This is a genomic window from Sphingomonas sp., from assembly GCF_035714405.1.
Taxonomy (GTDB): Bacteria; Pseudomonadota; Alphaproteobacteria; order Sphingomonadales; family Sphingomonadaceae; genus Sphingomonas.
On record NZ_DASTMA010000006.1, the window covers coordinates 125,386 to 138,277 of the forward strand.

16 protein-coding genes and 1 pseudogene are annotated in these 12,892 nt (G+C 68.9%); 11 read left to right on the forward strand and 6 right to left on the reverse strand.

The window, feature by feature from the left end:
- Positions 1-128 precede the first annotated feature (128 nt).
- Entirely contained in the window at positions 129-395 is a 267-nt protein-coding gene (locus tag VFQ64_RS01800) for a hypothetical protein (protein WP_325101585.1), read from the forward strand.
- 155 nt (positions 396-550) lie between these two features.
- Here the strand turns inward: VFQ64_RS01800 and VFQ64_RS01805 are convergent, their stop codons facing one another.
- Positions 551-1,213 (reverse strand): nitroreductase, encoded by a 663-nt coding sequence (locus VFQ64_RS01805; protein ID WP_325101586.1) that lies wholly within the window; start codon positions 1,211-1,213, stop codon positions 551-553.
- Between the two features lie 71 nt (positions 1,214-1,284).
- Here VFQ64_RS01805 and VFQ64_RS01810 point away from each other — a divergent pair, with 71 nt between their 5' ends.
- The 3 genes from VFQ64_RS01810 (at position 1,285) to VFQ64_RS01820 (ending at position 3,820) form a co-directional block, all read left to right on the forward strand.
- The gene (locus tag VFQ64_RS01810) at positions 1,285-2,454 is read left to right on the forward strand and encodes an acetyl-CoA C-acetyltransferase (protein ID WP_325101587.1); all 1,170 of its coding nucleotides are present in this window, start codon (positions 1,285-1,287) and stop codon (positions 2,452-2,454) included.
- Between the two features lie 135 nt (positions 2,455-2,589).
- Entirely contained in the window at positions 2,590-3,375 is a 786-nt protein-coding gene (locus VFQ64_RS01815) for an SDR family NAD(P)-dependent oxidoreductase (protein WP_325101588.1), read from the forward strand.
- A 1-nt stretch (position 3,376) separates the two neighbouring features.
- The gene (locus VFQ64_RS01820; RefSeq protein ID WP_325101589.1) at positions 3,377-3,820 is read left to right on the forward strand and encodes an acyl-CoA thioesterase; all 444 of its coding nucleotides are present in this window, start codon (positions 3,377-3,379) and stop codon (positions 3,818-3,820) included.
- A 149-nt stretch (positions 3,821-3,969) separates the two neighbouring features.
- Here VFQ64_RS01820 and VFQ64_RS01825 read toward each other — a convergent pair whose 3' ends face one another.
- On the reverse strand, positions 3,970-4,749 hold the full coding sequence (locus VFQ64_RS01825) for a crotonase/enoyl-CoA hydratase family protein (protein WP_325101590.1): 780 nt from the start codon (positions 4,747-4,749) through the stop codon (positions 3,970-3,972).
- Between the two features lie 22 nt (positions 4,750-4,771).
- The gene (locus tag VFQ64_RS01830) at positions 4,772-5,386 is read right to left on the reverse strand and encodes a response regulator transcription factor (RefSeq protein WP_325101591.1); all 615 of its coding nucleotides are present in this window, start codon (positions 5,384-5,386) and stop codon (positions 4,772-4,774) included.
- 196 nt (positions 5,387-5,582) lie between these two features.
- Between VFQ64_RS01830 and VFQ64_RS01835 the strand changes: the two genes are divergently transcribed.
- On the forward strand, positions 5,583-6,005 hold the full coding sequence (locus VFQ64_RS01835) for a PaaI family thioesterase (protein ID WP_325101592.1): 423 nt from the start codon (positions 5,583-5,585) through the stop codon (positions 6,003-6,005).
- Positions 6,002-6,388: a PaaI family thioesterase gene (locus VFQ64_RS01840; protein ID WP_325101593.1), complete on the forward strand. Its 387-nt coding sequence runs from the start codon at positions 6,002-6,004 to the stop codon at positions 6,386-6,388. Before VFQ64_RS01835 ends, VFQ64_RS01840 begins: the two co-directional genes overlap by 4 nt.
- Here the strand turns inward: VFQ64_RS01840 and VFQ64_RS01845 are convergent.
- Both VFQ64_RS01845 and VFQ64_RS01850 read right to left on the reverse strand, forming a co-directional pair.
- Entirely contained in the window at positions 6,367-6,942 is a 576-nt protein-coding gene (locus VFQ64_RS01845; RefSeq protein ID WP_325101594.1) for a hypothetical protein, read from the reverse strand. The two genes, VFQ64_RS01840 and VFQ64_RS01845, sit on opposite strands and share 22 nt — an antisense overlap.
- A 23-nt stretch (positions 6,943-6,965) precedes the next feature.
- Positions 6,966-7,949, reverse strand: coding sequence for a PQQ-dependent sugar dehydrogenase (locus VFQ64_RS01850; RefSeq protein ID WP_325101595.1), 984 nt, complete (start codon positions 7,947-7,949; stop codon positions 6,966-6,968).
- Here VFQ64_RS01850 and VFQ64_RS01855 point away from each other — a divergent pair.
- The gene (locus tag VFQ64_RS01855) at positions 7,933-8,121 is read left to right on the forward strand and encodes a hypothetical protein (RefSeq protein WP_325101596.1); all 189 of its coding nucleotides are present in this window, start codon (positions 7,933-7,935) and stop codon (positions 8,119-8,121) included. The two genes, VFQ64_RS01850 and VFQ64_RS01855, sit on opposite strands and share 17 nt — an antisense overlap.
- Here the strand turns inward: VFQ64_RS01855 and VFQ64_RS01860 are convergent.
- Complete coding sequence (locus VFQ64_RS01860; RefSeq protein ID WP_325101597.1) at positions 8,105-9,259, reverse strand: PQQ-dependent sugar dehydrogenase; 1,155 nt, start codon at positions 9,257-9,259, stop codon at positions 8,105-8,107. The genes VFQ64_RS01855 and VFQ64_RS01860 overlap by 17 nt on opposite strands.
- Positions 9,260-9,393: 134 nt before the next feature.
- Here VFQ64_RS01860 and VFQ64_RS01865 point away from each other — a divergent pair.
- The 4 genes and pseudogenes from VFQ64_RS01865 (at position 9,394) to VFQ64_RS01880 (ending at position 12,846) form a co-directional block, all read left to right on the forward strand.
- A pseudogene (locus VFQ64_RS01865) lies at positions 9,394-9,664 on the forward strand (GIY-YIG nuclease family protein).
- A 182-nt stretch (positions 9,665-9,846) separates the two neighbouring features.
- Positions 9,847-10,476: a ribosome maturation protein RimP gene (rimP, locus tag VFQ64_RS01870; RefSeq protein ID WP_325101598.1), complete on the forward strand. Its 630-nt coding sequence runs from the start codon at positions 9,847-9,849 to the stop codon at positions 10,474-10,476.
- A complete protein-coding gene (gene nusA / locus VFQ64_RS01875; protein WP_325101599.1) occupies positions 10,476-12,104 on the forward strand; it encodes a transcription termination factor NusA in 1,629 nt (542 codons plus the stop codon). Before rimP ends, nusA begins: the two co-directional genes overlap by 1 nt.
- 169 nt (positions 12,105-12,273) lie before the next feature.
- On the forward strand, positions 12,274-12,846 hold the full coding sequence (locus VFQ64_RS01880) for a DUF448 domain-containing protein (RefSeq protein ID WP_325101600.1): 573 nt from the start codon (positions 12,274-12,276) through the stop codon (positions 12,844-12,846).
- The last annotated feature ends 46 nt before the right edge of the window (positions 12,847-12,892 follow it).

Below are 12,892 nucleotides of genomic sequence, written 5' to 3' on the forward strand. Positions count from 1 at the left end.
GTGTGGCATGTTCCCGGCGCGACCAACTGGGCCCCGGCTTCCGCCGGGGAAGGTAGAAGGCGATAGTATCGACGGAAACTCTCCCGTTCTGACCCGTTTCGCTCCCGAAGCAATTCGGGAGACATGAGATGGACGTATCCACCACCCCTGCCGTCGAGCGGGTCGCGCGCGTGCTGGCGGGGCAGCGGATCAGCACCAATGCGCTGGGTGACGAGGAGTCGGCCGGCCGGCATGTCGATGCGGTCTGGCGCGATTACCTGCCCGACGCGGTCGCGGTGCTGAAGACGCTACGCGAGCCCGACCCCGCGATGGCGGCGGCGGGGGATCCGCGGGTGTGGGAAGCGATGATCCTGGCCGGGTTGGAGCAGGGCAAGCCGACGACGGTGGTGTTGTAGCCTTTACCCTCTCCCCTTGCGCGAGAGGGAGGGAGCCGACGCAGTCGGCGGAAGGGTGAGGGGGCGACCGCGTAGCGGTCGCGCGAGCCTGCGGCTCGCCCCCCTCTTCCGTCTCGGCTACGCCGAGCCACCTTCTCCCGCGAGGGGAGAAGGCTTCAAAGCACCGTCAGCCACTCCGCTTCCGCCGCGCGATCGGCGCGCATGCGGTTGGCGGGTTCGGCGGGATCCTCATAGCCGATCGCGACGCCGCAGAAGAGCATCCGTTCCGGCGGCGTGCCCAGGAACCGCTCCACCGTCTCGGGGTACATCGCCCAGCATTCCTGCGGACAGGTCGCCAGCCCCGCCTCGACCGCGAGCAGCATCAGGTTCTGCAGATACATGCCGCAGTCCGCCCATTGCGGCGGGCCCATGCGCCGGTCGACCGTGCAGAAATACGACGCCGGCGCGCCGAAGAACTGGAAGTTGCGCGCGAACCATTGCAGCCGCGCCGCCTTGTCCTCCCGCGGGATGCCGAGATGGCGGTACAGCGCCTCGCCGACGCCGAAGGTGCGCGCCTTCGCGGCGTCGGTCATCTCGCGCGGATAGATGTCGTAGCCGGGCTTCTCCTTCTCGCGGCGCTCCAGCTTGTCGGCCATGATCGCCTTCAGCTCGGCCATCGGCGCGCCCTGGACGATGTCGATGTGCCAGGGCTGGATATTGCCGCCCGTCGCCGCCCGCGCCGCCTTGATCGCCAGCTCGCGCAGCAGCTCGGGTGCGACGGCCTTGTCGAGGAAGCCGCGGACCGATCGCCGGGCTGCCACCGCTTCGCTTACCTGCACGTCCGACCCCTTGCCGCTGCGCGCGCTTTGCGCGATGAGGACGAGGATAACAGTTGTTATGGAGAGTGGAAATGGCAGACGCTTTCATCGTCGAGGCGGTCCGCACCGCCGGCGGCCGGCGCGGCGGCAGGCTGGCGGCCTGGCACCCGGCCGACATGGCGGGCGAGGTGCTGAACGCTGTCGTCGATCGCACCGGCATCGATCCGGCCGCGGTCGAGGACGTCATCATGGGCTGCGTCAGTCAGGGTGGCGAACAGTCGTTCCAGGTCGGCCGCGGCGCGGTGCTGGCATCCAAGCTGCCGCAGTCGGTGCCCGCCGTGACCATCGACCGCCAGTGCGGGTCGTCGCAGCAGGCGATCCAGTTTGCAGCACAAGCGGTGATGAGCGGCACCCAGGACGTGGTGATCGCGTCCGGCGTCGAATCGATGACGCGCGTGCCGATGGGCTCGACCGGCATGCTGTTCGCGCAGGCGGGGCTCGGCAAGGCGATGAGCCCGAAGCAGGCGGCGCGGTTCCCGGATGTCCAGTTCAGCCAGTTCACGGGCGCCGAGATGATGGCGGCGAAGTACGGCTTTTCGCGCGAGCAGCTCGACCGCTACGCCTATGAAAGCCACCGCCGGGCGGCCGAAGCGACCGAGCGCGGCGACTTCGCCGACGAGATCGTCGCGCTGGAAGTCGAGACGCCCGAGGGCACGACGCGCCACGATCGCGACGAGGGCATCCGTTACGATGCGACGCCCGAATCGATCGGCTCGGTCAAACTGCTCAAGGAAGGCGGCGTGATCTCGGCGGCCAACGCCAGCCAGATCTGTGACGGCGCGTCCGCCGTGCTGGTGGTGAGCGAGGCGGCGTTGAAGGCGCATGGCCTCAAGCCGCTGGCGCGCATCCACAACCTGACGGTGACCGGCGGCGATCCGGTGATCATGCTGGAGGAGCCGCTGTTCGCAACCGATCGCGCGCTCAAGCGGGCGGGGCTGACCATCGACGACATCGACCTGTACGAGGTCAACGAGGCGTTCGCGCCGGTGCCGCTCGCCTGGCTGAAGCATACCGGCGGCGATCGGGACAAGCTCAACGTCAACGGCGGGGCGATCGCGCTCGGGCATCCGCTCGGCGCGTCGGGCACCAAGCTGATGGCGACGCTGGTCCACGCGCTGCACAAGCGCGGCGGACGCTATGGCCTGCAGACGATGTGCGAGGGCGGCGGGCTCGCCAACGTCACGATCATCGAGCGGATGTAGTCGCAACGATAAAGTACGTCGTCACCCTGAACTCGTTTCAGGGTCCATGCGAGACACAGGCGAACCGTTGGACGCTGCTGTCGCGCATGGATGCTGAAACAAGTTCAGCATGACGACATTAGAACAGGAGAGCTCATGAAACTCGACAACACCGTCGCCGCCGTCATCACCGGCGGGGCATCCGGCCTTGGTGCCGCCACCGCCCGCGCGCTCGCCGCCCGCGGCGTCAAGGTCGCGATCTTCGACCTGCAGAAGGAGAAGGGCGAGGCGGTCGCGGCCGAGATCGGCGGCACCTTCTGCGAGGTCAACGTGACCTCGGACGAGAGCGTCGTCGCCGGCTTTGCAAAGGCGCGCGGGGCCCACGGGCAGGAGCGCATCCTGGTCTGCTGCGCGGGCACCGGCTCGGCGATGAAGACCGCCAGCCGATCCAAGCAGGACGGCAGCATCAAGCATTATCCGGCCGACGCGTTCAACTGGCTCATCCAGATCAATCTGGTCGGCACCTTCCGCTGCGTCGCGCTGTCGGCGGCGGGGATGATGACGCTCGACCCGCAGAATGAGGACGGCGAGCGCGGCGCGATCGTCAACACCGCGAGCGTCGCGGGCGAGGACGGGCAGATGGGACAGGTCGCCTATGCGGCGTCCAAGGCGGGCGTCATCGGCATGACGCTGCCGATCGCGCGCGACCTGATGAGCGAGGGCATCCGCGTCAACACGATCCTGCCCGGTATCTTCGAGACGCCGTTGATGCTCGGCGCGCCGCAGCAGGTGAAGGACGCGCTGGCGGCGTCGGTGCCGTTCCCCAAGCGGCTCGGCAAGCCGGAGGAGTACGCCCACCTCGCGCTGACGATGATCGAGAACGGCTATTTCAACGGCGAGGACGTGCGGCTCGACGGCGCGATCCGGATGGCGCCGCGGTAAGGTGCCCCGCCCCGCCCCATGGCGTCTCTCGCCTGACGCCTATCCGCACAGCCAGCCGATCCAGACCCGGTTCGGCGACATGGACGTGCTCGGCCACCTCAACAACGTCGCCTTCGCGGCGCTGTTCGAGACCGGGCGGACCAAATTCAACCATCATGCGGGATTATGGGGCGCGCTGCTGAACCGCCGCGCGGTGGTGGCGCAGATGGAGATCAACTATCTCGCGGAGGGCCAGTACCCTGACGATGTCAAGATCGCGACGGGCATCGGCGAGATCGGCAACCGCAGCTGGCAGATCCTGGCGACGATGTTCCAGGGCGGGCAGCCGATCGCGACCTGCGACGCGACGGTCGTGATGGACAAGGACGCGGGCGGCAATGGGCTGCCGGACGCATTCCGCGCCGAACTGGCGAAGTGGCGGGTGCGGGAGGGTGGTGAAGCCTGAGTCTGAGCCTTGCCCTTCTTCCCCGGCGAAGGCCGGAGTCCAGGTGCTATGCCTCATGTCGCGGGGGTCAAGCCTCACCTACCGCAACCTGCGCAACTGGGCCCCGGCCTTCGCCGGGAAAGATGGGCGCCGGAGCCCGTCTTTCCCCCTCAGTCCTGAAACACCGCCGCGCGCTTCTCCATGTTGGCGCGGACCTGTTCCATCATGTTGGGCTTGCCGATCACCTTGATCTGCTCGTCGGTCTCGGCCTGGAGCATCGTCAGCGGGTCGGCGTCGTGCGCCATGTTGCACAGCCGCTTGGCGCCGCGGATCGCGTGCGGGCTCCTGGCGGCGATCTGGCGCGCGAGCTCCATCGCGGCGGCGTGGGGATCGTCGGCGATGCGGGTGACGAAGCCGTGGTGGAGCGCTTCGGCCGCGTCGAACTCGCGCGCGGTGTAGGTCAGCTCGCGCAGCACGTCGTCGCGCACCAGCCCGCGCCAGATCGGAAAGCCGGCCATGTCGGGGACGAGGCCCCAATAGGTCTCGCGGATGGCGAAGCGCGCGTTCGGCGCGGCGATGCGGATGTCGGCGCCCGACATGATCTGGAAGCCGCCGCCGAACGCGACGCCGTGGACCGCGGCGATGACCGGCATGGGCAGGTTGCGCCAGCCCCAGGTGACGTGCTGCGGCAAGATCGCGCCCTGCGCATTGCGCTCGCGGCCCGTCCCGCTGCGGCCGGCCTGCATGCTGGCCATGTCCAGCCCGGCGCAAAAGGCGCGGCCCTCACCCGACAGCACGACGCAGCGCACGTCGGTGCGCTCCGCCAAAGCGTCGATGGCGGCGCCGATGCCTTCGAACATCGCGGGATCGAGCGCGTTCATCTTGTCGGGGCGCGCCAGGCGGACATCGGCGATGCCGCCCTTAAGGACGGTGGTGACCCGGTCGGACATCAGGCTCTCCTTTGCAGGAGCGTTACCCCGCCGCGCCGCCGCCCGCAACGACGAGCCGGTAGCCGCGCCCGCGCTCGGTGATCACCGTCACCCCGCCGCTGACGAGCTTTGCCCGCAGCCGCGAGACGTGAACGGCGATGACGTTGGTGCCGGGGTCGAAGCCGCGCCCCCAGATCGCGCTGTGCAGCGTTGCATGATCGACCACGATGCCGGCATGTCGCGCGAGATAGAGGAGCAGCGAGTATTCGCGTGGCAGCAGCGTCATCGGATGGCCACCGCACGTCACCCGGCGGTCGAGCGTGTCGATGGCGATGTCGCCGACCTGCACCAGACCGGCATGGGTCCGACGGACCAGCGCCGACAGTCGAGCGACGACCAGGCTGTCGGGATCGGTCGCAAGCACCACGTCGTCGGCGCCCTCGTCAAGCAGCCGACCGGCGCGGCCCGCATGCTTCGCCTCGACGATCGCCGGACACAGCGGCCGGTCGTGATCTTCGCTGACCAACGCGGCGGAGAAGGCCGCGCCCGACGACTTCGCTACCAAGCCACGCGCCGCCAACAGCCCGATCAGCGCGGGGCGGTCGACGCCGAGGAGCAGCACCGGAAGCACCCCCGCCTTGTATCGCTGCCCCGCCACGGCCGGCCGCCATCAAGCTCCGTTTCGGACCGGCTTTCGTCGAGAGCGGGGTCGCGTTGCGGCATCGCAGCAATCCATAGGCATCAATGGCTTCCCCGTTTCGTTACGCTATGGCTAGGGGCGCACGGGAGCGGGGCTTAGTTACAATGCTGCAATGTTTGCCGGGCGGGGGCCGCCGCGTGTAGTGACCCAGCGCATGGCCGACCCCTTCGACGTCAAGCGGTTCACCGCCCGCGGCTTCGGCGGCCATGGCGGACGGCTGGGCATCGGCTATTATGCGCATGGGTTGGATTGGGTCGAACTGGCGCTGCCGTGGCATGCCGATCTGGTCGGCGATCCGGAGCATGGGGTGCTCGCATCGGGGCCGATCATCACACTGATGGACATGGCGACCAGTTTCTCCGTCTGGCAGAAAAAGGGCGCGTTCGTGCCGCATGCGACGCTCGACCTGCGGGTCGACTATCTCCGCCCCGCCACTCCGAGCCGGACGGTGATCGGGCGGGGCGAATGCTATCGGCTGACCCGCGCCATCTCCTTCATCCGCGGCACCGCGCATGACGGCGACCCGGACGACCCGATCGCGCATGTCGCGGGCACCTTCATGAACGTCGACGCATGACGGAATTGCCGCCCTATGCCCGCACCCTGGGGCTGGAGCAGGAGCCGCAGGCCAGCGGACCGCCGCTGCTGGTGATGCCCTTTGCTGATCCCGTGCTCGGCAGACCGGGCTTTCTGCATGGCGGGGCGATCACGGGACTGCTCGAGATGGCGGCGATCGTCGCGCTGCGCCACGCGCTGGAGGACGAGGGGGGCGGCCGGATCAAGCCGGTCAACGTCACCGTCGACTTCATGCGCGGCGGCCGCGACAAGCCGACGCGCGCGGCCGCGGTGGTGGAGCGGCTGGGCACCCGCGTCGCCAATGTCGATGCCACCGCCTGGCAGGACGACCGCGCAAAGCCGATCGCCCGCGCGCGGATGAACTATCTGATCGTGCGGGACTGAGGCCGGCGCAACAACGCGCGCACGCGGGCGGCATCTGCGCTCCCGGCCGGAAAAATGAAAGCGCCCGAACACGGCGCCTGCAGCACCGTCGGCGCCTTTGGGCCCGGGCCCGGTGCGACATAACCGCTGGGACCGCGCAGCGGCGGCAAGGATCCGCGGGGATCGCGCAGGGCGATCAGATACTGGCCTGGTGCCATCTGCTCGGGTTCGCTGAAGGTTGAGGCGTCCCAGGTAACGTCGATCCGCCGGCCGGCGCGGCCGGACAGCAGCGCGTCGACGATGATCGTGAACCGGGCGTAGTCGGTGATGAAGCCGGAGGGTTTGATCGTATCGACGTAATTCGGATCACGCCGGCGCTGCAAGGCGACGTGCTCCCGCCAGCGCCGCCGTGCGCCCGGATCGAGCACCAGCCGGTAGTCGGTGATGCGTCCCACCACGACGGTCTGCGCATACCGCACATCGGCGAGTTGCTGAGGAAGGTACATCGGACAGGCGTGGGCCGGCGCTGCTGCCAGGGCCAGCGTGATCGCGACCAGGCAGGGATTGATCCGCATCGCGATGACGCCGCGAGCGCCCGTCACGCGGGGTCGAGCCGCACCAGCCGCCCGGAACCGCCGTCTTCCAGCACCCAGATCGCGCCGTCCGGGCCCTGCTCGACCTCGCGGATGCGGGCGCCGAGCGCGATGCGGGCTGCTTCGGTTGCGGTCGAGCCGGTCACGCGGACGCGGACGACGCCCTGCTGAACGAGGCCGGCGAGGATGAAATCGCCTTGCCAGCCCGAGAAACGCGTGCCGGTGTACTGGATCATGCCGCCGGGCGCGATCACCGGCGTCCAGCTGACCAGCGGCGGCGCGAACTCGGGGCGGGTCGCATGGCGCGGCAGCACCTCGCCGTCATTGCCCTCCGACACGATCCGCCAGCCATAGTTTCGTCCGCTCGTGATCAGGTTGAACTCGTCGCCGCCCTCCGGTCCCATCTCGCTGGAGAACAGCCGACCATCGGTCGCGAAGACGAGACCATAGGGATTGCGGTGGCCGAGCGTGAAGATTTCCGGCCGCGGGTCGGCGACTGCGGGCAGCACACCGTCGGGCGGAATGCGGACGATCTTGCCCAGCGTTTGCGCGGTGCTCTGCGCCGGCGAGCCAAGATGGCGCTCACCCGAGGTCACATAAAGCATGCCGTCCGGCCCGAACGCCATCCGACCGCCGAAGTGCCGCGTGTCGGTGACCTTGGGCACCGCGCGCCAGACGGTCTGTACCCCGTCGAGCCGCCCGCCGCCGCCGTCGAGGGTCAGCGTGCCGCGCGCGACCGCCAAGCCGCTGCCGCCGTTACCCGCCTCGGAGAAGCTCAGATAGACTCGACGGTTGGTCGCGAAGCCGGGATCCAGGGCCACGTCCAGCAGCCCGCCCTGACCCGCGAAGACCACGGCCGGCACGCCCGCCACCGGCGCCGAGACAGCGCCGGCGGTCGTGACAATCCGCAGCGCGCCGCCGCGCTCGGTCACCAGCAGGCGTCCGTCGGGCAGGAACACCATCGCCCAAGGGTTGCTCAGCGTCGCCACCGGGGTGCGCGTCACCGCCGAGGTGACGGGGGTGGGACTTGGCGTACTGCTCGGCGCCGGACTGGGCGTCGTGGTCGGCGTCGGGCTTGGCGACGATATCGGCGGCACGCCACCGCCGTCCTCGCCGCCGCAGCCCGTCAGCAGCAGCGCGAGCGCTAGGCTGGCGGTGTAAGCCTGAGCAGCCGCCCCTGCGAACCGCGTCCGCCGTCCTCCAGCACCCAGATCGCGCCGTCGGGGCCCTGCTCCACCTCGCGGATACGCGCGCCCATTGGCCATTGGTCGCCCTTCCTCGCCGTCGTGCCGTTCAGATCGACGCGTACCAACGCCTGCGACGATAAACCGCCGATGAACGCGTCTCCTTTCCAGGCCGGAAAGAGGTTGCCCGAGTAGATCATCAGTCCACCCGGCGAGATCACCGGCGTCCAGTTGACCTTGTACTTCTCCAGGTCCGGGCGGGTGGCGTGGTCGGGAATGTCGCGACCGTCATAATGGTCGCCGTCCGATACCAGCGGGTAGCCATAGTTGCGGCCGGGCAGGATCAGGTTGAGCTCGTCGCCGCCCTTGGGGCCCATCTCCTGCTCCCACAGATTGCCAGCCCCGTCGAAGGCGATGCCGAGCAGGTTGCGGTGGCCATAGCTCCAGACCTCCGGCGCGAAACCCTGCTTGGCCAGCGGATTGCCGGGCGCGGGCTTGCCGTCCAGCGTCAGGCGCAGCACCTTGCCGAGCGTCGCCGCCTTGTCCTGTGCCGGCGTGAACTTCTGGCGCTCGCCATTGGTGAAGAACAGGTGCTTGCCATCGGGTGCGAAGGCAATGCGGCCGGAGTAGTGGCCGTCGCCTGCCACGAACGGACGCGCACGGAACAGCACGGCGACGCCCTCCAGCCGCTCCGCGCCGGCGGCACCCGTCAGCGTACCACGCGCGAGCACGATGCCCTTGCCGCCCGCCCCTGCCTCCGACCAGGACAGATAGACCCGGCGGCTGCGCGCGAAGTCCGGCGCGAGGACCACATCGTGCAGGCCACCCTGCCCGGCGCTGTCGACCGGCAGCGTCGCCGCCGTGCTGCGGGTCGCGCCATCGGCGGAAACGAGCAGCAGCCGCCCGTCCTTCTCGGTCACCAGCATGCGGCCGTCGGGCAGGAAGGTCATCGCCCATGGTGCGTCGAAGTCGGCGACTGGCGAGACCGCGAAGGGCCGGGCGGCGGCCGTCGGCGCGTGCTCCCCCGCCCGACTCTGGCCCGGTGGCTGGCCGGCGGGTTGCTGGGCGCTGGTGCAGGCGGCGAGCGCCAAGGCGGAGAGGGTCAGGTGGCGCAAGGGAGCTCCTTCAACTATGGGGCGGACCGGTGGTTGGGCAACGTAGGACGATGTAGGCCCGACCTCCACCCCCGTGAAGGCGGGGGCCCAGTTGCGGAGCGCTCAAGGTGGGAGAACATGCCTGCGTTTACATCATGGCAAGCCAGCGAAACGGAACAATCTACATCGGCGCCGCCGTCGATCTGCCGCGCCGCGTGTGGGAGCATCGCCATGGGGTGGTGCCCGGCTTCACGCGGCAACACGGGTGCAAACTGCTGGTCTGGTACGAGTGGGCGGGCGACTGGGAGCCGGCTCGGCCCGCGCGAACGGCAGATGAAGAGATGGAACCGGGCTTGGAAGCTGCGTGAAAGCGAGGGCTTGAACCCGGACTGGCAGGATCTGTACCCGCGCATCGCGCTTCCATGAGCGGATCGCAACTGAGCCCCCGCCTTCGCGGGGGTGGTGCCTGGGTCCCCACGACGCTTCACGAGTAGCTTGCTCCCCGCCCCGCTCTCGCCTATATCGCGCTCACTCTCTTACATCGTCAGGTGAAAAGAGGCTGCGGGGCTGGCTCCGCGGCGCCCAAGACCTGCATCTGAAAGACCCTGTTGACGGACGACGTCGCCCTGTCCCGCCTGATCGAGCCCGAAGCCCGTGCGCTCGGCTTCGATCTCGTGCGCGTGAAGCTGTTCGGACGTGGCGACGAGCGCACCCTGCAGGTGATGGCGGAGCGGCCGGACACGCGCCAGCTGACGATCGACGATTGCGCGGAGTTGTCGCGCCGCATCTCCGACCGGCTCGACGCGCTGGAGGCGGAGGGCCGCGATCCGATCGAGGACGCCTACCGACTCGAGGTTTCGTCGCCCGGCATCGATCGTCCGCTCACCCGCCTCAAGGATTACGCGGACTGGACCGGGCACGAGGCGCGGGTGACGCTGGCCGAGAAGCTCGACGGGCAACGCACCTTCAAGGGCGACCTCGCCGGTGTCGAGGAGAAGAACGGGCTCGTGATGCTCCGCTCGGCGGCGGGCACTGTGTCGATGCTGCCGTTCGACAGGATCGAGGACGCCAAGCTGGTATTCACCGACCGGCTGCTTGCGGCCACCGCACCGCTCTCCATCGAGGGCGCTGACGAGGTATTCGAGATGTCCGCAGACGCGGATGAGTTTGGAGTGTCCGCGGACGCGGACGGGAAAGACGAACCGGCCGAAGACGCCGAGCAAGAGGAACTGAACTGATGGCCGTTGCCACCGCACCTTCGGGCGCCACCGCCAACCGCGCGGAACTGATCGCGATCGCCAACTCGGTCGCGGCCGAGAAGATGATCGACAAGGCGATCGTCGTCGAGGCGATGGAGGACGCGATCCAGCGCGCCGCCAAGGCCCGCTACGGTGCCGAGAACGATATCCGCGCGAAGCTGGACATCACCAGCGGCGATCTGCGCCTGTGGCGCGTCGTCGAGGTGGTCGAGGCGGTCGACAACTATTTCACCCAGGTCGACCTCAAGGGCGCGGAGAAGCTGCAGCCGGGCGCGTCGGTGGGCGACTATATCGTCGATCCCCTGCCTCCCATCGAGTTCGGCCGCATCGCCGCGCAAGCGGCCAAGCAGGTCATCTTCCAGAAGGTTCGCGACGCCGAACGCGAGCGCCAGTACGAGGAGTACAAGGACCGCGCCGGCGAAATCATCACCGGCGTCGTCAAGCGGGTCGAGTTCGGCCATGTCGTCGTCGACCTGGGCCGCGCCGAGGGCGTCATCCGCCGCGACGCGCAGATCCCGCGCGAAGTGGTGCGCGTCAACGACCGCATCCGCAGCCTGATCCTGAAGGTGGTGCGTGAGAATCGCGGGCCCCAGATCTTCCTCAGCCGCGCGCATCCCGACTTCATGAAGAAGCTGTTCGCGCAGGAGGTGCCGGAAATCTATGACGGCATCATCACCATCATGGCCGCCGCGCGTGACCCCGGCAGCCGCGCCAAGATCGGCGTCATCAGCCGCGATTCGAGCATCGACCCGGTCGGCGCCTGCGTCGGCATGAAGGGCAGCCGTGTCCAGGCGGTGGTGCAGGAGATGCAGGGCGAGAAGATCGACATCATTCCCTGGTCCGAGGACACCGCGACCTTCGTCGTCAACGCGCTGCAGCCGGCGAGCGTCAGCCGCGTCGTGATCGACGAGGAAGAGGACCGGATCGAGGTGGTGGTGCCCGACGACCAGCTCAGCCTCGCGATCGGCCGGCGCGGGCAGAACGTCCGCCTCGCCAGCCAGCTGACCGGCAAGGCGATCGACATCCTGACGGAAGCCGACGCGAGCGAGAAGCGGCAGCGCGAGTTCACCACCAACACCGAGACCTTCCAGAACGAGCTCGATGTCGACGAGACGCTGGCGCAGCTGCTGGTCGCCGAGGGCTTCTCGTCGCTCGAGGAGGTCGCCTATGTCGAGCCGGACGAGATCGCGGGCATCGAGGGCCTGGAGGAGCTCGCCGACGAGCTGCAGAGCCGTGCGCAGGAAGCGCTGGAGCGGCGCAACGAGGCGGCGCGCGAGGAGCGCCGGGCGCTTGGCGTCGACGATGCGCTGGCCGAGATGCCGTATCTGACCGAGGCGATGCTGGTCACGCTGGGCAAGGCGGGGATCAAGACGCTGGACGACCTCGCCGACCTCGCTACCGACGAGTTGGTCGAGAAGAAGCGGGTCGAGCCGCGCCGCCGCAACGAGGACGCACCCAAGCGGCCCGAGCCAAAGGGTGGCATCCTGTCCGACTATGGCCTGAGCGACGAGCAGGGCAACGAGATCATCATGGCCGCGCGCGCGCATTGGTTCGAGGATGAAGCTGCTCCGGCTCCGGAGGACGCTGATGCGGAATCCGGACAATGAGGCGGTAGGAGCTCGCGAGCTCCCCTCCCGCTTGCGGGAGGGGCTGGGGGAGGGCTTGTCGGCTCTCCCGACGCATGGTGACATTCCCTCCCCTAACCCCTCCCGCAAGCGGGAGGAGAATCCCCGCTCGTGCATCCTGACGCGCGAGCGGGACTCGCGCGACTACCTTGTGCGCCTGGCGCTGTCCCCGGATGGCGAAATCCTGCCCGACGTGCGCGCCAAGGCGCCGGGACGGGGCGCGTGGATCGGCGTGACGCGGGCGGAGCTGGCGACCGCGCTCGCCAAGGGCAAGCTGAAGGGGACGTTATCGCGGGCGTTCAAGGGCGCCGCCTTCACTCTGACGCCCGAGCTGCCGGCGAAGATCGCGAGCGCGCTGGAGCGCAATGCGCTCGATCGGCTGGGGCTGGAGGCGCGCGCCGGCACCGTGCTGACCGGGTCGGAGCGGATCGAGGCGGCGGCGCGGTCGGGGCAGCTCCACGGCCTCTACCATGCCGCCGATGCCGGCGCCGATGGCACGGGCAAGCTCGCCCAGGCGTGGCGCGTGGGCCGCGACGAGGAGGGCACGGGGCGCAAGGGCTTAACATTGCCGGTGTCGCGCTCCATATTGTCGGTGGCGCTGGGGCGCGAAAACGTGGTACATATCGGCGTGACCGACCGTGCTGCGGCAGGGCGGGTGAGCGAGGCGCTCGACCGCTGGCTGCACTTCATCGGCCCCGACGGGCCTGTCGAAGTGAAACTTTGATGGGAACCCAACCCCTGCCTTTGCCTTGCGGAACGGCCTCGCAAGG